The organism is Sulfuricurvum sp. (genome assembly GCF_019163035.1).
GTDB lineage: Bacteria > Campylobacterota > Campylobacteria > Campylobacterales > Sulfurimonadaceae > Sulfuricurvum.
The window spans coordinates 2,322-24,402 of record NZ_JAFLKV010000132.1; the positions used below are offsets into that span (position 1 = coordinate 2,322).

Annotated in this window: 26 protein-coding genes; 13 read left to right on the top strand and 13 right to left on the bottom strand. The window is 42.7% G+C overall.

Annotated features, from left to right (window positions below; all coding sequences use genetic code 11):
* Nucleotides 1-536, bottom strand: a 536-nt coding sequence (locus tag JZU62_RS09535) for an aminotransferase class III-fold pyridoxal phosphate-dependent enzyme (protein WP_295014216.1), incomplete at its 3' end; no start/stop codon positions are given.
* Nucleotides 537-654: 118 nt separating this feature from the next.
* Between JZU62_RS09535 and JZU62_RS09540 the strand changes: the two genes are divergently transcribed.
* The 5 genes from JZU62_RS09540 to JZU62_RS09560 all read left to right on the top strand — a co-directional run bounded on the left by JZU62_RS09540 (nt 655) and on the right by JZU62_RS09560 (nt 5,498).
* On the top strand, nt 655-2,121 hold the full coding sequence (locus tag JZU62_RS09540) for a peptidylprolyl isomerase (RefSeq protein WP_295014218.1): 1,467 nt from the start codon (nt 655-657) through the stop codon (nt 2,119-2,121).
* Between the two features lie 2 nt (nt 2,122-2,123).
* Nucleotides 2,124-3,533, top strand: coding sequence for a cell division protein FtsA (ftsA, locus tag JZU62_RS09545; protein WP_295014221.1), 1,410 nt, complete (start codon nt 2,124-2,126; stop codon nt 3,531-3,533).
* 18 nt (nt 3,534-3,551) lie between these two features.
* Nucleotides 3,552-4,694 (top strand): cell division protein FtsZ, encoded by a 1,143-nt coding sequence (gene ftsZ / locus JZU62_RS09550; protein ID WP_295014223.1) that lies wholly within the window; start codon nt 3,552-3,554, stop codon nt 4,692-4,694.
* A gap of 11 nt (nt 4,695-4,705) precedes the next feature.
* Nucleotides 4,706-4,996 carry a J domain-containing protein gene (locus JZU62_RS09555; RefSeq protein ID WP_295014225.1) on the top strand — a complete coding sequence of 97 codons (291 nt, stop codon included), beginning with the start codon at nt 4,706-4,708 and terminating at the stop codon, nt 4,994-4,996.
* Nucleotides 4,997-5,132: 136 nt separating this feature from the next.
* The gene (locus JZU62_RS09560) at nt 5,133-5,498 is read left to right on the top strand and encodes a hypothetical protein (protein ID WP_295014227.1); all 366 of its coding nucleotides are present in this window, start codon (nt 5,133-5,135) and stop codon (nt 5,496-5,498) included.
* A 138-nt stretch (nt 5,499-5,636) separates the two neighbouring features.
* Here the strand turns inward: JZU62_RS09560 and JZU62_RS09565 are convergent, their stop codons facing one another.
* The 10 genes from JZU62_RS09565 to JZU62_RS09605 all read right to left on the bottom strand — a co-directional run bounded on the left by JZU62_RS09565 (nt 5,637) and on the right by JZU62_RS09605 (nt 13,800).
* Entirely contained in the window at nt 5,637-6,764 is a 1,128-nt protein-coding gene (locus tag JZU62_RS09565) for an SEC-C metal-binding domain-containing protein (RefSeq protein WP_295014229.1), read from the bottom strand.
* Nucleotides 6,765-6,935: 171 nt separating this feature from the next.
* Nucleotides 6,936-7,688 carry an ATP-binding cassette domain-containing protein gene (locus JZU62_RS09570; protein WP_295014231.1) on the bottom strand — a complete coding sequence of 251 codons (753 nt, stop codon included), beginning with the start codon at nt 7,686-7,688 and terminating at the stop codon, nt 6,936-6,938.
* Entirely contained in the window at nt 7,685-8,164 is a 480-nt protein-coding gene (locus JZU62_RS09575; protein WP_295014232.1) for a DUF4149 domain-containing protein, read from the bottom strand. Before JZU62_RS09575 ends, JZU62_RS09570 begins: the two co-directional genes overlap by 4 nt.
* Nucleotides 8,157-8,990, bottom strand: a complete 834-nt coding sequence (gene prmC / locus JZU62_RS09580) for a peptide chain release factor N(5)-glutamine methyltransferase (protein WP_295014234.1) — start codon at nt 8,988-8,990, stop codon at nt 8,157-8,159. Before prmC ends, JZU62_RS09575 begins: the two co-directional genes overlap by 8 nt.
* Nucleotides 8,975-10,219: a M48 family metallopeptidase gene (locus JZU62_RS09585; protein ID WP_295014236.1), complete on the bottom strand. Its 1,245-nt coding sequence runs from the start codon at nt 10,217-10,219 to the stop codon at nt 8,975-8,977. Before JZU62_RS09585 ends, prmC begins: the two co-directional genes overlap by 16 nt.
* 34 nt (nt 10,220-10,253) lie before the next feature.
* Entirely contained in the window at nt 10,254-10,451 is a 198-nt protein-coding gene (locus JZU62_RS09590; protein ID WP_295014238.1) for a hypothetical protein, read from the bottom strand.
* A 115-nt stretch (nt 10,452-10,566) separates the two neighbouring features.
* A complete protein-coding gene (locus tag JZU62_RS09595) occupies nt 10,567-12,579 on the bottom strand; it encodes a TonB-dependent receptor (protein ID WP_295014240.1) in 2,013 nt (670 codons plus the stop codon).
* A gap of 34 nt (nt 12,580-12,613) precedes the next feature.
* Nucleotides 12,614-12,790 (bottom strand): hemin uptake protein HemP, encoded by a 177-nt coding sequence (locus JZU62_RS11015; protein WP_365956729.1) that lies wholly within the window; start codon nt 12,788-12,790, stop codon nt 12,614-12,616.
* A gap of 114 nt (nt 12,791-12,904) precedes the next feature.
* Nucleotides 12,905-13,402, bottom strand: a complete 498-nt coding sequence (gene ftnA, locus JZU62_RS09600) for a non-heme ferritin (protein ID WP_295014242.1) — start codon at nt 13,400-13,402, stop codon at nt 12,905-12,907.
* A gap of 68 nt (nt 13,403-13,470) precedes the next feature.
* Nucleotides 13,471-13,800: a DUF2325 domain-containing protein gene (locus JZU62_RS09605; RefSeq protein ID WP_295014244.1), complete on the bottom strand. Its 330-nt coding sequence runs from the start codon at nt 13,798-13,800 to the stop codon at nt 13,471-13,473.
* A 151-nt stretch (nt 13,801-13,951) separates the two neighbouring features.
* Between JZU62_RS09605 and JZU62_RS09610 the strand changes: the two genes are divergently transcribed.
* Nucleotides 13,952-14,599 carry a ferritin family protein gene (locus tag JZU62_RS09610; protein WP_295014246.1) on the top strand — a complete coding sequence of 216 codons (648 nt, stop codon included), beginning with the start codon at nt 13,952-13,954 and terminating at the stop codon, nt 14,597-14,599.
* A gap of 42 nt (nt 14,600-14,641) precedes the next feature.
* Nucleotides 14,642-14,797, top strand: coding sequence for a hypothetical protein (locus JZU62_RS09615; protein WP_295014248.1), 156 nt, complete (start codon nt 14,642-14,644; stop codon nt 14,795-14,797).
* A 3-nt stretch (nt 14,798-14,800) separates the two neighbouring features.
* Here JZU62_RS09615 and JZU62_RS09620 read toward each other — a convergent pair whose 3' ends face one another.
* Nucleotides 14,801-15,685 (bottom strand): rhodanese-like domain-containing protein, encoded by an 885-nt coding sequence (locus JZU62_RS09620; RefSeq protein ID WP_295014250.1) that lies wholly within the window; start codon nt 15,683-15,685, stop codon nt 14,801-14,803.
* Between the two features lie 146 nt (nt 15,686-15,831).
* Between JZU62_RS09620 and JZU62_RS09625 the strand changes: the two genes are divergently transcribed.
* Genes JZU62_RS09625 through JZU62_RS09640 form a run of 4 tightly spaced genes read left to right on the top strand, consistent with a single transcriptional unit; the run spans nt 15,832 to nt 20,145 of the window.
* Nucleotides 15,832-17,037, top strand: a complete 1,206-nt coding sequence (locus JZU62_RS09625) for a TolC family protein (RefSeq protein ID WP_295014252.1) — start codon at nt 15,832-15,834, stop codon at nt 17,035-17,037.
* Nucleotides 17,034-18,248: an efflux RND transporter periplasmic adaptor subunit gene (locus JZU62_RS09630; protein WP_295014254.1), complete on the top strand. Its 1,215-nt coding sequence runs from the start codon at nt 17,034-17,036 to the stop codon at nt 18,246-18,248. The genes JZU62_RS09625 and JZU62_RS09630 overlap by 4 nt, the downstream gene beginning before the upstream one ends.
* 2 nt (nt 18,249-18,250) lie before the next feature.
* Entirely contained in the window at nt 18,251-18,937 is a 687-nt protein-coding gene (locus JZU62_RS09635) for an ABC transporter ATP-binding protein (protein WP_295014256.1), read from the top strand.
* Entirely contained in the window at nt 18,934-20,145 is a 1,212-nt protein-coding gene (locus tag JZU62_RS09640) for an ABC transporter permease (protein WP_295014258.1), read from the top strand. Before JZU62_RS09635 ends, JZU62_RS09640 begins: the two co-directional genes overlap by 4 nt.
* A 9-nt stretch (nt 20,146-20,154) precedes the next feature.
* Here the strand turns inward: JZU62_RS09640 and JZU62_RS09645 are convergent, their stop codons facing one another.
* The gene (locus JZU62_RS09645) at nt 20,155-21,123 is read right to left on the bottom strand and encodes a tetratricopeptide repeat protein (RefSeq protein ID WP_295014260.1); all 969 of its coding nucleotides are present in this window, start codon (nt 21,121-21,123) and stop codon (nt 20,155-20,157) included.
* Between the two features lie 114 nt (nt 21,124-21,237).
* On the opposite strand from JZU62_RS09645, the gene JZU62_RS09650 reads away from it, so the two are divergent.
* Complete coding sequence (locus JZU62_RS09650; RefSeq protein WP_295014262.1) at nt 21,238-21,801, top strand: hydrogenase-4 component G; 564 nt, start codon at nt 21,238-21,240, stop codon at nt 21,799-21,801.
* Between the two features lie 44 nt (nt 21,802-21,845).
* On the top strand, nt 21,846-22,081 hold a 236-nt coding region (locus JZU62_RS09655; protein ID WP_295014264.1), incomplete at its 3' end, for a D-alanyl-D-alanine carboxypeptidase.

Consider the following 22,081-nt stretch of genomic DNA (forward strand, 5'->3'; position numbering starts at 1 on the left):
GAGGGAGTTTGGATAGATCGGATCAAAAGCGGCTCATAGGTCTCTTTATAGAGTGCCACATCTCCCACCGAAAGCGCCCCCAGTGTTTCACCGTGATAACTCTCACTCAAAGAGACAAACAGCCCCTTCTCTTTTCCGCTATTTTTGTGTGAGTGATACGACATTTTCAGTGCCACTTCTATCGCACTGGAGCCGTTATCGGCATAAAAACAGCGTGTTAGCCCCTGTGGTGCAAGTGCCACTAACCGCTCGGAAAGTCTCACGATCCCCTCGTGGGTGAATCCCGCCAAAATAACATGTTCCAGTGTCTCTAATTGCTCTTTGATCTTTTGGTTGATATAGGGGTTGCAATGCCCGAAAAGATTGACCCACCAACTGCTGATCGCATCAATCGTCCGATTCCCCTCAAAATCTTCCAAATATACCCCTTCGGCTTTGGCAATGGGGATAAGGGGGATCGTCTCATGATCTTTCATTTGGGTGCACGGGTGCCACAAAACATTCAAATCTCTCGACGCTATCTCTAAATTATTCATGAAAAACCTCTAAATTTGCATTATTTTATGATAACATCTGTTAGTCGTGACCTATTTTCATCCAAGTTTAATGCTAAAGTGAATAGAATATCTGAATTTTACAACAGGATCGTTTAATATGATTACTTGGATGCAGCGTCACCGAAAATACTTGGTCATCACAATCTGGATATCTACCATCGCTTTTATCGGAGCCGGATTCGTCGGATGGGGACAATATAACTATGGAGACAAAGCGGGAGCCGTTGCCAAAGTAGGAAGTATTTCGATCACTTCAGCTGAATTGCAAAAAAGCTACTCTAACCTTTTTAACCAATACAATCAACTTTTCCAAGGGAAATTTGACGAGAAACAAGCAAAGCAGTTCGGCCTTCAACGCCAAGCACTTCGTCAACTCGTCAATCAAGCATTAGTGCTCAATCTCTCAAAAAGCTATGGGATGGTCATTACCGATGAAGAGTTATGGAACGTCATCAAATCGCAACCGGCTTTTGCCAAAGAGGGTACATTTAATAAAGCCGCGTACGCCGAAACATTAAAACAAAATCATCTAAGCATTAAAGAGTATGAAGAGTCGATGAAAAAAGAGTTGTTGATCCAAAAAACGCTCTATCTTTTAGCCTCAGGGAATAAAGCGATTGAAGAAAACGCGATTGCAAATGCACTCGGAGTAGCCGATAAGATCAACTATAAAATTCTCACCCCAAGTATGATTTCACTCACCCCGACTGAAACCGAGCTCAAAGCACTTTGGGAAAAGAACCAACAAAAATTTAAAACCTCTCCAAGCTATGACGTGAGCTATGTGACCCAAAAACCAATCACCTCTACCCCTTCTGCAAAAGAGATCGGTGACTATTATGATATGAACAAACAAATGCTCAAAGACGCGACAGGGAAAGTGTTGAGTTTGAACGATGCACAGCCGATGATTGTCACTGCCTTAAATGAAAAAGCAACCGAAAAAGAAGCACTCCGTCTCTACATCGATTACAAAAAGGGATCGCTCAAATCGGGAATGACTGCCCAAAAAGCAACCGTTACGGCGGAAGCTTCTCCTTTTGACCCTGAGCTTACCAAAGAAATTGCGACCCTTAACGATCAAAAACCGTTCCTCAAGCCACGTAAAGTCAGCAATGAATACGTCATTATCAAACTTGATAAAATGAATCCAGAACGTACCAAAACGTATGAAGAGGCTAAAACCAATGTTATCGCTCTTTATATGTCTGAAGCCAAAAAAACCAAACTTCAAGAGTTAGCGCAAAACAGTTATAAAACATTCAGTGGTACATCTTCTGATTTTATAACACGCAAAGACAGCTCTAAAATAGCCGGTTTAAGCGCACCTGAGGGGTCAGAGTTTTTGACTAAATTGTTTGCATCCAAACAAAAACAAGGTTTTATCACATTAGAGAGCGGAAATGTTATTATGTATAACGTTTTGGAACAAAAGTTGCTTCAAGATAAAACATTAGCGGATGGAAATGCCGTGCTGAAGCTCAAAGGGAGCTTGTTGGATCAAGGGCTGATTAAAGCACTTGAGAGCAAGTACCCAGTTGAAATCTATGTAGAGGGGATTTGAATTTGAAACGAACCGTTTTAGCCATTGATATCGGCTCAACCAAAGTTTGTGCACTCATCGCGGAAATCGATGATGACAACAACGCACAAATAATCGGAGCCGGTATCTCAAAAGCACAAGGGCTTCGCAAAGGGAGCATCACCAATATTGAGCTTGCATCCAAATCGATCAAAAGTGCGCTCAATGATGCCAAGCGGGTCGCCGGTACAGAACTTCGCAGTGCTATCGTCACCATCTCCGGTGCGTACACTAAAAGTTTAAACTCCAGCGGTATCGTTAATATCCCGAACAAAGAGATTACCCTCAACGAGATTCAACGTGTTATGCACACCTCTTTGTATAACGCCAATATCCCGAATGAGTTTGAAGTCCTCCATGCCCTCCCGTACAACTTCAAAGTTGACGATCAAGATTTTATTGAAGATCCATTGGGGATGAATGCCGCTCGTCTTGAAGTAGAAACACATATCATCACGACCCAAAAAAGCAATCTCAACAATCTTCGCAAAGCGGTTAAAGCGGCAGGTGTTGATGTTGAAAGCGTCGTTTTAAGCGGTTATGCTTCGGCTATCGCTGTTCTCAATGCGGATGAAAAAGAGCTCGGAGCCGCCGTTGTCGATATGGGTGGAAATACCAGTAACATTGTTATCCACTCCGGTCATGCTATCCGTTATAACGACTTTTTAGGAGTCGGTTCCAATCACATCACCAATGACCTCTCTATGGCATTGCACACCCCGCTTCACACGGCGGATAATGTTAAAATCACCTACGGTTCACTCTACGCACCGAGTAATGATCTGATCGAGCTTCCGGTTATCGGGGATGAAACATCAAGCCATGAAGTCTCTCTCGAAGTGGTTCATAACGTTATTTACGCACGTGTCGAAGAGACCTTGATGATTATCGCTCAGTCGATTGAAAAAAGCGGTCTTAAAGAACACATGGGTGCAGGTGTTGTCCTCACCGGTGGATTTACCAAAATCGAAGGGTTACGCGAACTCGCGGTTGCTATTTTAGACAACATGCCGGTTCGTCTTGCAAAACCGACCGATGTCGGCGGACTTTTTGATACCCTAAGAGATCCTTCGTACTCAGGTGCTGTCGGATTGATCAAATATATGGCGGATGGTTACACTCCATACGAAATCGATGTCAACCGTCGTATGCGCCATGCGAGTGAAGACTCTGCCGCTCACGCAGGATCACTCAGCGAAGAAGCACCGAAATTAGACCCAATCGCAGCACCGATTACCCCTATTCCTACACCGATGGCACCAACGCCTCCGGTAAAGGAAGAGAAAATTGCGGAAACTGCAAAAATGGTCAATATTGGCTCCAATAAGTCAGTCCAAAGCGATCAACCAAACCCGATTTCCAAGTTTTGGAATTGGGCAACTCAACTATTTTAATCACGTCAAGGAGCAAGCATGGAACCATTTTCAATTGAAGAATCAACAACACTAACCGGAGCACGTATCGTAGCAGTCGGTGTCGGCGGCGGCGGCGGTAATATGATCGGATATATGCTCAAAGAGCAAATCCCCGGTATTGAACTCATCATCGCTAATACCGATGCTCAAGTATTGGAACAAGGCTCAGCCGCAACCAAAATCCAACTCGGTGCGAAACTCACCAAAGGGTTGGGTGCAGGGATGAAACCTGAAGTAGGCAAAGAGTCTGCTATTGAAAGCTATGAAGATTTAACACGTGCATTGCAAGGTGCGGATATCGTTTTCGTAGCGGCAGGTCTTGGCGGCGGAACCGGTACAGGTGCAGCTCCAATCATCGCTAAATGTGCTAAAGATGTCGGCGCATTGACCATCGCGGTTGTGACTAAACCATTCTCATTTGAAGGTAAAAAACGTCTCAAACTTGCTGAAGACGGTCTTCAAGAGTTGAAAAACGAATCCGATTGTATCGTTGTTATCCCGAACGATAAACTCCTCTCGATCATCGATCCGAAACTCGGAATCAAAGAGAGCTTTAAAATCGTTGACAGCGTACTTGCTCGCGCTGTTAGCGGAACATCGGGTGTTATCCTCGCCAGTGGCGACAACGACATCAACCTTGACTTCGCCGACTTACAAACTGTTATGAGCCACCGTGGTTTGGCTCTCATGGGTGTTGGCGAATACAAAGGGGAAAATGCAGCCTACGAAGCGATCAAAAATGCTATCGAATCACCGTTGCTTGATAACATGTCAGTTAACGGTGCTCTCGGTGTATTGGTACACTTCAGTATGCACCCTGATTTTCCGTTTATGGAACTCTCTGCGGCTATGGATGTTGTCCATAATAGTGTGGACGAATCAGCGGATGTTATCTTCGGTACCACTACCGATGAGTCATTAGCAAAAGATTTCATCCGTATTACCCTTGTCGCTACCGGTTTTGAGAAAAAAGCCTCTCTAGGGATCAATAACTCTGAATTCGAAAACAAAGAGACAGTTGCCGCAGCCGCTAGCATTGCTAAACCTCGTGTTGTGGTTCGCCCTGCTATGGTTGCCAACGGTGACTATACCGAAGACTTCTTAGACGTACCGACATTCATGCGTCAACAAAGAGACTAACCCCTCTTTCCATGCTCTCCTCTGACACGCTCATAAAGGCCAAAACGCTCCTTGGTCTGAGCGACAAAGCTACCCTCTCCGACATCAAAATCCGCTACAAAAACATGATGCAACAATGGCACCCCGATAAACATCCTGATGATACGGCTACGGCTCACGCCATGAGTACTCAAATCAATGAAGCCTACGCAACCTTACTAGAATACTGTTCCCAATACGAATTTAATTTTGATGAAGATCATTTACGAGAAAAAACACTCACGCCTCAGGAGTGGTGGACGAAGAAATTTGGGGGGAGATAATCTCCTGTTCACTCGCTATAACCGCTCCTTACACCCTATTTATTATAAATACTTATACATATAAAATAATATTTTTTCATTGCATTTTTACATTTTTGAGTTATAATAATTAAATTTATATTCATAGGATAAAACAGTGGAAAATATAATCAAAAAGGCTCAAGCTCAGTTTCGCGAAATCCAAGTCCTCCTTAGTTTCCCCGATGGATCAAAGAGCGATTATTTTACCAAGCTCAGTATTGCGACGGAAGAGGCTTATTTTACGATGAATTCAGGAATGTGTTCAAATACTGCCGTATGCAAAAACTGTTTGAAGCATCGCGATTTTATCCGTTCACTTATGGATATATTAGGAGAGTTAGAAGTTAATAGTACAGGTGCCGATAAGTATAGTACTATATTATCTGAATATTTGGTGCGGGTGAATGCCATTTTAGAGCGTATATCCACCATTATGTCATCACCGGATACATCACGTCTAAAGTACGGTCTTCCCCTCTAAAAGGTTAATGAACCGCTTTGTCATACCGTGCTTGACAATGCACACCTATTCCAGCATTTTTTTATTTAACACTTAACGCCAGACCGTATTTTTGACTTAACCGACTGATTAGGTTCGACGCAAGGTTTTGTTAGATTTTCATAAAACTAGATTAGTTTTAATTTCCAATATCTTCCAATTAACACATCCTTCATATTTATGATAATTAGTTAAGTCTAATTGCAACTTCATAATATTGCTCATATCATCTACTAACAATTCTTGTATTTTTTTATCCAAGCTATCCCACCATTTAGGTGAAAAATATATATTTTCATTACATTCTAACATCCATTTTAAAATAGCATTTCCCTTATTATTATCTGGAATTTCATTTAAACTTTTAAGGAACTGGAAACATTCAGGGCAAGGAATTCTATCATCCCATGAAAAGACAATAGCTCCCGCATTTTCTTTAAGTGCAATTGTTGAAACTGTTATTGAATTAAACTGCTTATTCTTATCATTAAAATCAACTAACTTTTCACCATTGAAAGTGACTTCTGGAATCCAACATCCACTACTCATAACCTCAGGAATACTATCAATAATAATTATATAATATTTAATGTTTTCATAATCTTGATTTATTAGTGAATTATCATAATTATTTTTTATAATTTCTAAATCTCTTACCGCTAAATTTATTCCTTCTGAAAATTGTTTTACCATATCATGAAACATTTTTTGCAATAAAACATTTTTAACCCCTTTGTCATAATCAAACATATTTTGATTATTTTCAGTCGATCGATATTTCAAATAAAGTTCCCTTGAAATTGCTCTATATGCTAGAATAAATATTTGTTCATTTGAAAATACTATTTCCTTATCTTCTATAATAGCAAATAGCTCTTTATCATGTTTACTGCAAAAACCATTAAAAACTGACGCTTTATTAATACCTATTTTTTCTACAGGAAATTTGCCATCATTAGAATCTAATGCCATAATACTCTTTTTAAAACCATACACATGCCCATTTTCAGCTATTTGTTTTAAATTACTACTTTTTGAAACCGTATGAGCTTTGATAATTTTTTTTGTACAATCACACTTAAGTTCATCCGCTACCATACAAGTTTGATGACTATATGTCTCACGCATATCATTCTCAATCTCATAAAGCTTGATTTTTTCTTGGCTTTCTTTCTTTTCATGACAGTTTTTAAACTTTTTTCCACTTCCACATGAACAAACTTTATTTCTTAAAGTGCCTTTCCCCAAAACATATCCTTTTGTAATCTAACTATTTATTCAACAAACATTATATATATAAGAGCTTGATATTTACTAAATAAACACCAAATCTGTTAATTTGTAAAAGATAATCTTTGAGGGGAATAAAAAAAGGCAAGAACATAGATTCCGTGTCGCGGCACGGAATGACGGCAGAGATTAATGAAACGCTATCGGTCCCTCGGAGCGTGCGTGGATAAACTGTTGTACCACGGCATTGGTTGAATTACGAAACGACTCTTTATCTCCGGCTTCGACAATTACACCATCAAATAGCATTGCATAATTATCTCCCGCTTTAAAACTCTCGGCGATATCATGACTGATGAGTACCGAGGTCATCCCGATCTCATCACGTAATCTGCAAATCATTTGAGTGATAAAGTCACTGGTGACAGGGTCAAGTCCCGATGTCGGCTCATCGTACAAAATAACTTCCGGTTCGAGGGCAAGGGTACGAGCAAGCCCTACCCGTTTACGCATCCCGCCACTCAGCTCTTCGGGGTAAAGAGATTTTACAATTTTAGGATCAAGCCCAACCATTGTCAGTTTTTCATCGATTTTATAATCGAGTTCTTTGAGGGTCAATTTTTGATGTTCAACCATCGGGAATGCAACGTTATCGCGAATGTTCATGCTGTCAAAAAGGGCACCGCTTTGAAAGAGAAATCCTATTTTTTTCCGTATCTCCTGCAATGTTGCGTCATCAACATTATCAATACGGGAGCCCTTATAGGTGATCGTTCCGCTATCGGGTTTGAGTAACCCAACCATGTGCTTAATGATCGTCGATTTACCGCCCCCTGATACTCCGAAGATTACCGTGGTTTTACCTTTTTCAATCTCAAGAGTGACCCCTTTGAGAATCTCGCGTTTGCCGAAACGTTTCGTTATGTTCTCAAATCGGATCATTTTTTTACCGCCAATAGATAAGTTCTACGCGAAAAAAGAACTAATAACATCACTAACAATATTTTAAAATCGATTTCGCTTGCTTTGTGTAATGCCTCAAACGATCCATCAATCGCCGCTTCACCGCGCGCTTGATACTCTAAAATTTTCGGGGTATAAACCGCACTAAATAGCAACAATGTTCCCAGAGAACCTAAGGCACTTAAAATAGAAATCTTATCAATCTGCATCACTTTGTAGCGTGAGACTTCATACACTGCGATAACCACACTCATAAAGTACACCCAATAGGTAAAACGACGAAATATCTCCCCCATGATTTTCCCCTCTTCATAGCGAGACAATAACGGTAAGGTGAGATAGATTTCTGAGTGAAATACGACAGCGGCGACAAACACACCTAACACCAAAACGGCACCTGCAGTCATGGCGATTAATAAGAGATAAACAATATCAATAACAATCTTTTTATTCATGGAGAGCCTTTAATACAAATCCCCGATCAAACGAGGCTAAATCTTTATAAAATTCCAACGATTGTACCGAAAATGGTTTTAGATATTCCTGCACTTTGATGCGTTGATCGTACCCCATTTCACACACAAACATCGGGATATGACGCGCATACACTTCATCCAACAAACGGCGTATGATCTCATCACCGATTTCACCCCCGAAAAGGGCATTTTGCGGCTCATACGAGAGATTGGACTCTAACGGTGCATCGTGGGCGATATAGGGGGGATTCGAGACCAAAAGATCGATCGACTCACTCACACACGAGAGTAAATCCCCCTCACGAAGTTCAATCCGATCACACAGTCCAAACGCCTCAATGTTACGGCGTGCCACCGCTAACGCTCTGGGAGAAATGTCAACGGCAATAAAACGGGCTTTCGTAAAATAGCGCGCCAATAGTATCGAGATGATTCCACTCCCTACCCCGACTTCAACAATCGTAATAGCTTCATCACTTTTGTAACGAGCATATATCTCATCAATCAAATGTTCCGTCTCGGGTCGGGGAATTAACGCCCCCTCATCGATGTAAAACTCTTTGGAGTAAAAGCTGACACGGTTAGTGAGGTATTCGAGGGGAACATTCGCGGAGCGCTTATCGACCCACTCACACAATCTCGGATCGTTCTCATCGATGAGTTCGTCTTGATGGGTGATAAAGTAGAGCTGATCTTTCCCCAGATAGGCCATTAGGAGGAGCTCCGCTTCACGGCGCGGAGATTCGACGACGGAGCGTAAGCACTCGCTAATCGCTTCGTGCAGTTCTTTTAATCGTTTGGACATGGATCGGCGTATCCCTCATCCGCATGGATATGAATATCGTACCCCAAGGCACGGAGTCGATCCACAACCGGAGGGTGGGTGGTATGGAAAAAGCGATAAAGCGGATGTGAGAGAGGGAAACTCTTATTTTCAGCCACCAGTTTTTTCAAGGCATTAACCAAATACTCTGCACCGCCGAGTTCCGCACCGCGTCGATCTGCTTCATACTCGTTATGACGGCTCATCATCCCCATCAAAGGCATCATGATAAAACTGACAATCGGAAGGAGAAGGATAAAAAGCATCATAACGATCTGCGGAGATTGTGCCACCCCAAGCTCCATATAAAGGGTTTCGGGAAGATTCCCAAACAGTGCAAACATCCCAAAAAGCATCACCCCCACCATCGCGATGTTTTTATAGAGATCACCGTGAGCATAGTGCCCAAGTTCATGCCCCAATACCGCAATCAGTTCGTTCGGAGAGAGCTTTTGGATAAGGGTATCAAACAACACGACCCGTTTGGTTTTACCCAAACCGCCGAAATAAGCGTTCAAACGGGCATCACGTTTGCTCGCATCGCTCACAAACACTCCGCTGCTTACAAACCCTGTTTTAGCCATCAATTCTTCGATTTTTTCGCGTAAATCGCCGTTTTCTAAGGGGGTCACTTTGTCAAAAAAGAGGGCACGAATGGTCGGAAAAAACATATTGATCGCGATCACAACGGCAAATATGAAAGCAAAGCTCCACAACCACCATAACGTGCTCGAACTAATGATCATACCGATAACCCAAACAATCAAACTCCCGATCACGAGCATCAAGAGGGTACTGATGAGTGTATCTTTGATAAACTGTGCCGTGGATGAGCGATTAAACCCGTACTGCGCATCGATTTTGAATTTGGAGATCCAGCCAAACGGCAATGTGACCAAGCCGTTAATCAACAGCAACCCCATCACCGCACCGATCATCTGAGTTGTCGGACTTTGGGCGGCTAATGAGGAATCAAGCCATCCCATCATCCCCCCCATCCACATCAAAAAGAGCCCATACTCGACAAACGTTTCAACCATGCCGAGTTTTTCTTTGGCTACGGCATAATTCGCCGCATCCAAATACTCCTTCTCTCCCATCAAAACAGCACCTTTGCGCTTGATTTGATTGATATAGCCGATCTGCATCACGCTCACATAGAGGCGGATAAAAATAACGAGGGTATAAACACCGATAATCGTTGCAATCATAAAATTCCTTGATTTAAAAAGGGGAATTTTACCATTATTTTACGGGTACTTTGCCAATCGCATCTTCTACAGGGATAGAATCATTGTCACTGCTGTAATAACTCTTTGTAGCGACCAAAATAATTCCGATGAATAACCCTATAACAATAACCGTCCATACGGTTCGTTTCTTGGAACCCTTCAACGTATCATAGTCTTCAATCGATTCAAGTGTCGGTTCATTGTCTTTCATAAGTATCTCCTCATAATGTAGTCTAAGAATAGTAACCATCTTAGCCTACATACGGTTAATGAATCACCCCTAAATTGACGCTTTAAGTTTAAATATTATTTTGTTTATTCGTCAATTACCAACGCCCGTCAATCGTAACAAGAAAATGGAAGTGAGAATTCTCACGATCAATTTGGGTATCACTATACCCTTTTGTCGTGGTTACAATCGATTCTTGGGTAATATTTTTGAGATTTAACCCCAGTTTATAGGTCGGGCTTAGCCGTTTGGTCGCATAAAGATCGAGCATTCCATACCCCGCTTGCGACTCAGATACACCGTTTTCATCGATAGGGTCATCGTATCCGCTGACATACCGATACGCCGCACCGTAGGTTAAACGGTACTCCTTGAGGGTATGATCGATCCCGATATTGTAGAGGTAATCGTTGGTTCCTTTTATGGTACGTTTCACCCCGTTACTAACCAGTGATGAGTCTTGAAACGTCGTATTTCCAAAAATCCCCAAACCGCTCACATACGAATCAAGCGATTTTTTGAGTTCCAATTCCAAACTCCACAATTTTCCCACTCCAGAGTTATAAGGGCGTTGTACGTATCGCCCTGCTTCAAAGGTGGTCATTTTTTCGATCTTGTCACTGATATTGCGATAAAATCCGCCGATACTCACAATCCCTTTATCCTCAAAAAAGTGTTCATAACGCACCTCGTAACTAAGCGCCCTCTCCTCTTTGAGGTTTGGGTTTCCGGTGACATCGGGGTGATTTAGATCATTTTGATCGAGTGAACTGTCCAATGAGCCGGAAAGTTCATCCAAGCGAGGCAATTTCACCGTTTTAGCGATACTCGCACGGAGGTTATCGTTTTCACTCAGTTTATAAAGGGCATGCAATGAAGGGGCAACATAACCGATATTGACCGTCTGATCAAATTGTCGAAGGGAACGCTCAAAACGAATCCCCGGAGTAACAACCGTTTTATCCCCGAGGGTGATTTCATCTTGAACATACCACGCACCTTTGTCTTCACGAAGACGCTGATGATCCTCCGAACTCACACTACTGCCCGTATAGTTGATGACATCATCACGCTGATGCAGACGTTTGATCTCCGCTCCTGTTTTGATAAAATGCTCATCCAACGCCAATGAGTAACTCCCCTCAACTCCGAGGACACGGAAAGATCCCTCATCATGCTGTACATGTCTCGTTGTCCCATCATCACTGCGAGTAATCCCGTCTGAATCGTTTTCATGGTATTTGATCTTCCATTCAACAAGCTCTCTTCCTGAGAGATTATGGGTGCCTGAAAGCTTGCTCCACAGCATCAGGGCATCTCCCTCATCGTTTTGCTCAATTCTCTGGTTTACACCGCCGTATCGGTTTTTGAGACTGTTTTTACTGTAGTCACTCCGATTGAGAGCCCCGTCAAACATATATTTGTCGCTCGATGAGGGGGTATAGATGAATTTCGTGTTCAAACTGAGGGATCGGTAGCGTCCATCGGTATCGGTATTTTCATCGTACGCATTGGTATGACTGGACGACGTATCATCTTGGGAATTATCAGAAAGAGTCGTATTGAAGAGGTAGGAGAGTTTTCCGCTTTTTCCCTCTCGCTGTGCGAACACTGAGCTCAGCGGTTCACCGCTATAGGCGCCTGCGGTGAGTTTAGCTATCGTTTTCCCCTCAGAAGCGGGTTTTTTCAAAACGATATTAACGATCCCCCCCATCGATTCGGCACTATATTCGGCAGAACCGTTGGTCATCACCTCGACGCGTTCGATCATATCGGGGTTGATCTGTTCCAACGGGTTCCCCCGTTTGGTCGAAGATACCTCTTCTCCGTCAATCAATACTTTCGTATATCCCTTGCCGGGAGAGCCTTTTTTTCCTTTGCCATCACTGATCGTCACTCCGGGGGTACGTTTGAGCATCTCTAGCGCATTCATATCACCGTATTGGCTCAACTCTTCACCTTTGATGATACGTTTTGCTATGGAGTTATCTTTACGCTCTTCGATGACACTATAGCTCTCTTCTACCGATATTTTATCAAGCTGAAGGATCTCTTCGGCACAGCCGAGTGAAAGGGTACAGGTGAGTAGTATAAGGGGACGGGTAATCACGATTTTCCTTGGAGAGTCGGTGCAAACGCACCGATTATTTGGTAAGAATCAGCTTGTTAGCTTTAGTAATTCTCAAGATATAAATTTCATTGCCGTGAACGATACGGACTGCGTGATCGTTTATAAACAGCTCTTCAGATTTTATAACAATGCCATTATACTGTGATGAAGATGACGAAGCGATTACACGGTCATCTTTTAACACGCGCACCCTTTTAGCAAGAGACGATGGATATAAGTATCATCTATTATATTTTTATCATTTGATTGCATGTTTTTCCTTTGTAGAGAATAACTATTTTCGGGAAAACCCCGAAAAATAGCATTACGCCATTTGAGACATTTTCCCGATCTCTTTGTCCACGAGATACAACCCGCGACCGTCCAAACCGGTGATATCCATCAAATCGAGGATCGAACGGAACAAGTGCTCCTCTTCGTGTTGCTCGGCAACATACCATTGCAAGAAATTAAACGTCGAATAATCTTTTTCTGCCAAACAAGCCTCAACAAGGGTATTGATTTTTTGCGTAATGAATTTTTCATGCTCAAACGTTTTTTCAAATACGTCTTTGATAGAAGTAAATTCACACGGAGGTTCCTCTAATGCACCTATACGCGCCATAGCACCTGTTTCATTGACATAAGTGAAAAGTTTACGCATATGCGAATGTTCATCATCGCTATGTGCTTCGAGGAATTTGGCCGATCCGCTCAGTTTTTGATGTCCACACCATGAGCTCATAGCAAGATACAAATTGGCAGAATAATCTTCGAGGGCAATTTGTTCGTTGAGAAGTTGGAGAATGTTGGGTTTAAGCATAGTAGGCTCCTAAAAATGATTTTGCTGGCTAATAGCTAAAAAGCATTGGCTCGCATTTAAAAATAGTTTTATTTACATCCACCTTGACATGGGACACTACATTTATTTAGTCGAATCCCCTCTACCATCTGGGTAATCTGACACTCACTGCATCCGCTCATACCCTTAACACAAATAAAAGGGATATCGCATTTTTTCGCTTGGCGTTTAAAATGATCCATCGAATTGTGCTTTAAAAAATCGGTCATCATGATGATCATATCAGTCTCTTGAGGAAGCTGTTTATGAGACGTTGAGTTACGGCGGCTATCCCAGTGGTGAGTTTTTGTAGCCCCTAAAGAGAGTAAAAGAGATTGAAGGCGGGTGATTTTATCTCCACCGATAACAAGTACTGACATGGCAAAATCCTTTATTGATAATTTATATCAAAATACTATCTCTCTTACCCTTAAAGTTTTATGATATTGATAAATAGTATCATTTAATTCTCTTTTTTCGTTTCCCCTTTTTCTGCTATGATTTGCTACACACCAATTCATAGGAGTTTTTATGCGTCAATACGAAACTTATCACTGTAACACCTGCGGAAACGAAGTCGAAGTCCAAAATGTCGGGGGTGGAACTCTCGTCTGTTGCGGCAAAGAGATGGAAATGACCACAGAAAGCCTCACAGCAGTAAACCTGATGAAAGCATTCGGCGGTGAGAGTATGGCGCGAAACAAATACGAATTGTTTGCCGATATCGCCCGTGATGAAGGGTGGCATGCGGTTGAGCGCCATTTTCGTGAAGCGGCATTTAACGAGATGTACCATGCCCGTGCCGAGTATAAAGCGTATCATAAACTTATTCACGGTTGTGAAGTTGATGCAACGATGGCAAATCTCGATACGGCTATGAGTGGAGAGAACTATGAACACACGGTGATGTACCCAAGCTTTGCTGAAATCGCAACGGCAGAAGGACATAAAGATCTCGCACGCCTTTTTAACGCCATCGGTAAAGTCGAAGTAGAACACGAACGAGAATACGCCGCCCTCAAAGAAGCACTGATTGCGGATGGATTTTTCCAAAGCGAGGAAGAGGAAATTTGGGTATGTGAGGTATGCGGACATATCCACCGAGGGAAAAAAGCTCCCGTAGCGTGTCCGTTATGTAAAGTGGGACGTGAGTATTTTAAACGGGAACATATCCTCTAAATATTCTCTACTGTTTTCCCCCATCGGGGAAAGGAAATTATCATGAAAGAACTTTGCAAACTAAAAAAAAGTGAATTGACGACCGATTTCAAAAAAATCATCAAGATTGTCAAAAAACCGAAGTTTATCTGTGAAAAATGTGCACGGGTTGCCAAAGATAAAAAATATCTCTGCAACCCTATCGCTTTAAAAAAGTAGAATTTACTTTTTAAACATCTCATAGCGGTATTGTGTCATCGGGGTATCTTCACGGTTTCCCCACTCTTTCATCGATGCATCGTACAAACGGACATTTTTATATCCGAGTACGCCGCTGAGTACGAAGTAATTAAACGAGGTCTCTAAACCGCCCGTACAATAGACCAAAACCTCTTTGTTTTTATCCAATCCGTACCCCTCTTTAAATACCGATTCCAACATCGCTTTGGGTTTGAGGTTATATTCTTTATCGACCGAATAGTTCCATGAGTAGCTCATGCCGCCACGTATATGACCGCTGCGTTTTACGGTCGGTGTCGAAGTGACACCTAAATACATATCTGATGGACGTGCGTCGATCATCGGGAGTTTGCCGAGCTTGCTTTGGACATAGCCGATATCGGCAATCTTATTTTTATCGATCAAGGCTTTAAATGCGGTCGGTTTGATGATAGGTTCGGCTTGGCTCAATTCGAGTTTACCGTTTTTCCATGCTTTTAATCCACCGTCTAGCAATGCAACGTTTTTGATCCCGTGATAGTTAAGTGCCCAGTAGATATACGATGTTTTTAATACGTCTTTAGCCTCATTGATCGGAGCGTAGAGGACAACGTCGGTTTTCTCATCGATTCCAAGTGAAGAAATCTCTTTTTCGATCTCCGCAACATTGCGGATGGAGAGGAATGTACCGTTATCAAATCGCCATTTTCCAATAGAGGTATGAGCGGCATTAGGGATATGCTCTAATCCGAATAAATCTCCTTCTGATACTTCGATGATGCGGAGGTTCACATCGTTTTTATGTTCATTAAGCCATTGTGAGGTTACGATAGGCTCAATCGCTAGAAGCGATAATGCGGCACTAATTAGGGCGACAAAAATTTTCATGATTTTCCTTTTCGAACAATTTTGTCAATCATAGAGATATTTCACTTAAAGGATAATTTTTTTCCTTTACTAACTTTTTTGTCCCTATTATAATTTCATTGACATAATTTACTTTTTTGTTACCGAAAAAGGAATACTATGGTGATATGAAAAAACGATATTGGACTACACTCCCTTTTCTTCTTATGAGTACCCTCAGCGGTGGTGATGATATTCTCCTGTCTGGGGAAAAACAAGAGATATTACGTCAACAACAATCTCAGTATGAATCCGAGCATGAAAAACTCCGCTACAACTGGATTTCACCCCTCAACCTCATCGGAAACTATAGTTATGCAAAAAGTGCAATAGGTACAAATAGTGACGTCGAAAGTGTTTCGGCTTCATTTTCTCAAGATATTTTCCGCTCCGGTGGAATCACCTATCAGATAGCCTATGCCGATGCGACCAAAGAGGCTAAAAGCATTCTCCATCAACAAAATATCGCCAACCTCAACCTCAATCTTTTTAATTCCCTTCTTAACTATGAAAAATCGCATTATGAAGTAGAACAAAGTAGCAAGAGAATCGCTAACTACGAAATCGAAATATTTATTAAACGGCAGCAGTTTGAGAGCGGTAAAACGGATATTACCGAACTCAATAATGCCCTCATGAAAAAAAGCAGTGAACTAAAAACCAATGCCGCTCTCAAATACACCCTCATCACCCAACGTCAAGAGATCATGAAGCTCAGCGATATCAATCCCGATACGTTTACCCTCCCCCGCTTCGAGTTGGTGGAAAAAGAGAAATATCTCGCTAATCAGTGGGATATTCGATACGCTAATGCCCAAACCAAAACCTTATCACATGGGTATGAAGTGACCAAAAGCAACTATCTCCCCTCGGTTGCAGTGAACGGTTCTCTCGGCTACCAAAATTACCATTCCAATGAGCCATCCACCCAGTACAACGGGAACTATTACAACGGCGGTGTCTCACTTACGATCCCCTTTACCTATAACGCTTCGGCTGCTACCCAAGAAGCTAAAGCAACCTATCTGCAAGAAGCTGCCACTATCGCCGACAAACACCGCGAGCTTGAAGCCGATTATACCCAATCCATCGCCCTGATCGAGAGCTATCGTGAAACCATGCAACTTATCTCTGAGAATCTAAAACTCTATGATGAACTGATTAATGCTACCCAAGCGGGTGTCAATGCAGGTAGTAAAACGGGCTATGATCTGCAAACTCTCAAAAATACAAAAATCATCGAAGAGTACGATCTAAAAATCAATACCCTTAAAATTCAGATGGAACTGGCGAATCTCCATTTTGCCCTCCATACATCAAAGGATACTTTATGAGCTCGTCTACCGGAAGCATTGCCAATACACTGGGGTTAAACACACCGAAAAAGTCACCGTTCAAAAAATATCTAATTATCACCCTCCTGATTGCGTTAACGGCGGGTGGGACATGGTTTTGGGTAAAGGAGAGTAAAAGTGAAAAAACACACTACCTCACCGCTCCCATAGAGATCAAAGAGCTCACTACCACCGTCTCGGCAACCGGAAATTTAGAACCGACCAATACCATCGATGTCGGGATAGAGGTTTCGGGAACCATCACCGATGTCCTCGTCGATTACAACGACCATGTCAAAACAGGTCAACTAATGGCACGCATCGATACGACGCGACTCACCACCAACGTCACCAGTGCCAAAGCCGCCCTAATGCGGTATCAAGCCAATGTCTCCGTCTCAAAAGCATCCCTCTCCAATGCTCAAAACGAGTGGGAACGTCTCCATAAGATGTACGCCTCTACGGGAGGGAACTACCCCTCTAAACAAGCGATAGATGAAGCCGACAACGCCCTTCTTTCGGCAAAAGCAGTTGTTGCCGCCGCCATCGCCCAAACACAGCAATCCAAAGCCGAACTCGAAGCCGGAGAAGATAACCTCCGAAAAGCAGTGGTTATCTCCCCTATAGAGGGGATTGTATTGGAGCGAAAAGTGGAACCGGGGCAAACGGTTGTCGCCTCGATGCAAACGCCCGTTTTATTTAAAATGGCAAAAAATCTGAACATGATGAAAGTGATAGTCAGTGTCGATGAAGCCGATATCGGCGAAGTTAAAGAGAAACAAAACGTCACCTTTAGCGTCGATGCTTATCCTGATAAACAATTCAAAGGGGTTATTACCCAACTACGACTAAACTCTCAAATGGTAAATGGAGTCGTAACCTATGATGCGGTCGTCGAAGTCCCCAACACCGATTTGAAACTCCGTCCCGGAATGACCGCAACCGCGCAGATTATAACAGGAAAATTGAGTAATGCCCTCACCGTTCCCAATGCGGCACTCCGATTTTCTCCCCCTAAAGATAAAGATGACAAAACGGAAAAAGCCCAAGAGAATACGAATGCAAACGGCAAATCACTCTGGATACTTCGCGATCAAAAACCGGTAAAAATCGAGGTAAATGCGGGTAAAAGTGACGGGATTTCCACGGCTATTTTCACCTCAAATCTGAAAGCCAACGATAACGTCATCATCGGAATTGAAGAGAAGTAAGGATGCAAGATGCTGTCATTTCATTTGATACTGTCACAAAATCATACGGCGAGGGGGAAGCAACCGCATACGCCCTTCGCGGGATCGATTTAGCGATTATGCGCGGAGAGTTTGTCGCGATCATGGGTCCCAGCGGATCGGGAAAATCGACGGCAATGAATATCATAGGATGTCTCGATACGCCCACCGACGGTGAATATCTTTTTGAAGGGATCAATGTAGGGACATTAACCCGTGATCAACGTGCCCTACTGCGACGCAACTACATCGGATTTATTTTTCAGGGGTTCAATCTGTTGGGTAAAACTTCCGCCGTTGAAAATGTAGAGCTACCGCTGCTCTATCGCGGTGTGAATGCCGAGACTCGTAGAGCCAAAGCCCTCGAAGCCCTCAAAAGCGTCGGCTTAGAACACGTCGCCCACCATACTCCGGGGGAACTCTCCGGTGGACAACAACAGCGTGTCGCCATTGCCCGTGCCATCGTTACCGATCCTCTCATCCTCCTCGCGGATGAGCCGACCGGAAATCTTGACACACTCAAAAGTATCGAAGTGATGGAGTTATTGCAATCTTTTAATCGAGACAAAGGGATCACGATCATCATGGTAACGCATGAAATTGATATGGCGGCATTCGCAAAACGAACCATCCATTTTCGCGACGGGTTGATCGATAAGGCTCACCCATGATTTGGAATGCGTTTATTTTAGCCCTTCGAGAGATTCGTCGTAGTGCCATGCGCTCTATTCTTACCACCCTCGGGATTGTGATCGGAGTCGCATCCGTTATCGCAATGGTGATGCTCGGTGATGCCACCACTGCCTACGTCTCTAACAGCATCTCCAAACTCGGTACCAACATGCTGATCCTCCGCCCAGGACAAGATCGCAAAGGTCCTCGAAGCGAAGATACCACCGCCAAACGATTTAACCACGATGACCTCCAAGCCATCCACCGTGAAATCACCGATATCCGTGGCGTCGCGCCGATAGGGTCAAAAGGGGTTCAAGCCGTCTTTGGAAATAAAAACTACTCCACCACGATCGATGGAAGCGATAACGACTATTTCACCGTCAAAGATTGGGTATTTGAATCGGGACGGATGTTTGCCCCCGCAGAGCTTCAAGGGGGGAAAGCGGTCTGTATCATCGGTGAAACGGTACGCCGTGAGCTTTTCGGCGATCAAAATCCTATCGGTGCATCGATCCGATTGGGAACTTTTTCATGTCAGGTTGTAGGTCTTCTCAAACCCAAAGGTGCTTCGATGTTCGGAATGGATCAAGATGATATCATCGTCGTCCCAATCCGTCTGCTACAGCGACGTGTGAGCGGGAACCAAGATATTTCGATGATTCTCATCTCCGCCGCTTCCCCTGCCGTGATCGAAAACGTTAAATCCTCCCTCACTGCCCTCTTCCAAGAACGCCGCCGTATCAAAAGCACAGAAGAAGATGACTTTAGTGTCCGAGATATGCGTGAAATGGTACAAACCCTCACCTCTACCACCAAAATGCTCACCCTCCTCCTCGGTGCGGTTGCTACCATCAGCCTCCTCGTTGGAGGGATAGGGATTATGAACATCATGCTTGTCTCGGTTACGGAGCGAACCCGTGAAATCGGGATAAGGCTCGCTATCGGAGCATTAGAGCGTGAAGTATTGCTTCAATTTTTGGTCGAAGCCATCGTATTATCCTCACTAGGAGGGGTGATCGGCGTTGTTTTAGGATTAGGTTTTGGTATCGGGATCAGCCTCTTTTTTGATCTTCCACTGGTCTTTAATACCTCGATTGTTATTATCGCCTTTTTATTTTCGACCCTCGTTGGAGTCGTATTTGGCTATTTTCCTGCCCGTAAAGCGGCACGACTCAACCCTATCGATGCACTACGGTATGAGTAATCAAAAAAATTATTGAGCTTTGCATTTAATGTAATCCTTCAGTGTCAAATCCCACCCATTCTCAGGATCAAAATCCGAGGCAATGGGCTGAGGGGTTTGAGCATGCAAGCCATGATTGATCATATAAGATGGGAAATATGAAGGTTTCCCGACTTTCTCAAGCAACTCACAGGTTGATTTTTCGTGCATCATAGAACTCAGTGTTTGTTGTAAAACTTCCTGCTGCTCTTTTGTAAGAGCTGACCCCAACTGCATCTGTAAAACCACACTGGCTTGATGTGCTGTTTTATCTTTCACACGAAGTCTATCATACGCACCGTAAGCCATACTGGTTATTAAAAGCTTACCTGCATCCTCATATTTATTTTCTGCAATACAATAATAACCGTAGTTAGATAGTTGAACCGGCGTCATCGAATTGTTAACTCTTTCCATATTTAAACATACTTTTTCAGGAAGTATCGTTTCTCCGCTCAAAATTGTATAATTTTTACAAGAGGATTCATTGTTGAGTTCACACCCTTTTTTAAACAAATTTTTTGCTGTAAATTCGTTTTGCTCAATCCCCTCACCTTTTGCATACATGACACCGACAGTAGAACAACTCTCGGAATCACCCCAATTACATGCTTTTATAAAAAGCTCCGTTGCTTTGAGCTTATCTTGTTTAATATCTTCTCCACTAAGGTACATATAGGCAAGATCACCACATCCATAAGCATTACCTCCATTACAAGATTGTTCAAGAAGTTTAGAAGCTTTGAGCATGTCTTTTTTCACTTCCAATCCCTCAGCATAGACTCTTGAGAGATAATAACATCCATCAGGATTACTATTTTCACAAGCTTTTTTAAACGATCCAACTGCTTTGGAATATTCTTTTTGTTTAAAAAAATTTACCCCATTTTGAACATCATCTGCAAAGCTGCTAATAGCCATTAATGCAATTATTGTCATAACACTATTTATTCTTTTCATAGATTGTTTCCTTTTTGATACATAAAACAATTTTATCCATCACAAACTGAAACTTATCCTTTACGGTATTCGTAATTTGCCGATATTCCTATATACAGTTCTAAAGGAGATTTTATGCAAATCGGAACCGGAACATCGATCAATCCCTACACTCAAAGTGCGTTGGGATTAAATGACAAAGAGGCACAAGATTTTAAAGAAAAAATCAAAAGTGGCGAGATTTCGGGGAAAACTCTCTCTCAAGCGTATCTCGTCGAATACTCTCTCCAAATTGAGAGCTATTCATCCAACAATCTACAAGCCCAAAGTGCCCCCTTTAATATTGCCAAGGTCAAAGATATCCTCGGCACCATTGATTTTGAATCGATAGGATACACTGGCAAACCGATTGCCGATATGAATCCTGATGAGGCAAAAGCATTAGTCAGTGAAGAGGGATTTTTCGGGGTCTCCCAAACATCGTCACGACTATCAGACTTTGTATTAAGCGGCGGTGGTAATGACCTCGAAAAACTCAAAGCGGGTCGTGAGGGGATTATTACCGGATTTAATGAAGCAGAAAAGCTGTGGGGAGATAAACTCCCTGATATCTCGTATGAAACACTCGATAAAGCTTTAGCTAAAATTGATGAGAAAATCACCTCTTTAGGGGGAAATGTACTCGATACGAGCGCGTAAATAATTACATCGAAAGTTAATAAAAATAATTGTATCATATCACTATGATATATCGATATTTTATACTTTTTTCTCTTTTACTTACTCTCACTTTACACGCCGAAGTCAATAAAGAAGGGCTTGATAAACTCAATGTAGAAGCACTAATCGTCAAAAAACTGACAACCAGTGAAATTATCTACGATAAAGAGGCTCTCAAAGAGGTTAAACCTGCTAGCCTGACTAAAATCATGACCGCTATGTTGGCGATAGAACAAGGGAATTTGGATCGTCCCGTAAC

What these genes read in the sequence shown, in the direction of transcription:
- JZU62_RS09540 (WP_295014218.1), top strand. Translation starts at nt 655, where the DNA reads ATGATTACTTGGATGCAGCGTCACCGAAAATACTTGGTCATCACAATC.
- ftsZ (WP_295014223.1), top strand. Translation starts at nt 3,552, where the DNA reads ATGGAACCATTTTCAATTGAAGAATCAACAACACTAACCGGAGCACGT.
- JZU62_RS09555 (WP_295014225.1), top strand. Translation starts at nt 4,706, where the DNA reads ATGCTCTCCTCTGACACGCTCATAAAGGCCAAAACGCTCCTTGGTCTG.
- JZU62_RS09570 (WP_295014231.1), bottom strand. Translation starts at nt 7,688, where the DNA reads ATGATCCGATTTGAGAACATAACGAAACGTTTCGGCAAACGCGAGATT.
- JZU62_RS09575 (WP_295014232.1), bottom strand. Translation starts at nt 8,164, where the DNA reads ATGAATAAAAAGATTGTTATTGATATTGTTTATCTCTTATTAATCGCC.
- prmC (WP_295014234.1), bottom strand. Translation starts at nt 8,990, where the DNA reads ATGTCCAAACGATTAAAAGAACTGCACGAAGCGATTAGCGAGTGCTTA.
- JZU62_RS09585 (WP_295014236.1), bottom strand. Translation starts at nt 10,219, where the DNA reads ATGATTGCAACGATTATCGGTGTTTATACCCTCGTTATTTTTATCCGC.
- JZU62_RS09590 (WP_295014238.1), bottom strand. Translation starts at nt 10,451, where the DNA reads ATGAAAGACAATGAACCGACACTTGAATCGATTGAAGACTATGATACG.
- ftnA (WP_295014242.1), bottom strand. Translation starts at nt 13,402, where the DNA reads ATGCTTAAACCCAACATTCTCCAACTTCTCAACGAACAAATTGCCCTC.
- JZU62_RS09605 (WP_295014244.1), bottom strand. Translation starts at nt 13,800, where the DNA reads ATGTCAGTACTTGTTATCGGTGGAGATAAAATCACCCGCCTTCAATCT.
- JZU62_RS09610 (WP_295014246.1), top strand. Translation starts at nt 13,952, where the DNA reads ATGCGTCAATACGAAACTTATCACTGTAACACCTGCGGAAACGAAGTC.
- JZU62_RS09615 (WP_295014248.1), top strand. Translation starts at nt 14,642, where the DNA reads ATGAAAGAACTTTGCAAACTAAAAAAAAGTGAATTGACGACCGATTTC.
- JZU62_RS09620 (WP_295014250.1), bottom strand. Translation starts at nt 15,685, where the DNA reads ATGAAAATTTTTGTCGCCCTAATTAGTGCCGCATTATCGCTTCTAGCG.
- JZU62_RS09625 (WP_295014252.1), top strand. Translation starts at nt 15,832, where the DNA reads ATGAAAAAACGATATTGGACTACACTCCCTTTTCTTCTTATGAGTACC.
- JZU62_RS09630 (WP_295014254.1), top strand. Translation starts at nt 17,034, where the DNA reads ATGAGCTCGTCTACCGGAAGCATTGCCAATACACTGGGGTTAAACACA.
- JZU62_RS09635 (WP_295014256.1), top strand. Translation starts at nt 18,251, where the DNA reads ATGCAAGATGCTGTCATTTCATTTGATACTGTCACAAAATCATACGGC.
- JZU62_RS09640 (WP_295014258.1), top strand. Translation starts at nt 18,934, where the DNA reads ATGATTTGGAATGCGTTTATTTTAGCCCTTCGAGAGATTCGTCGTAGT.
- JZU62_RS09645 (WP_295014260.1), bottom strand. Translation starts at nt 21,123, where the DNA reads ATGAAAAGAATAAATAGTGTTATGACAATAATTGCATTAATGGCTATT.
- JZU62_RS09650 (WP_295014262.1), top strand. Translation starts at nt 21,238, where the DNA reads ATGCAAATCGGAACCGGAACATCGATCAATCCCTACACTCAAAGTGCG.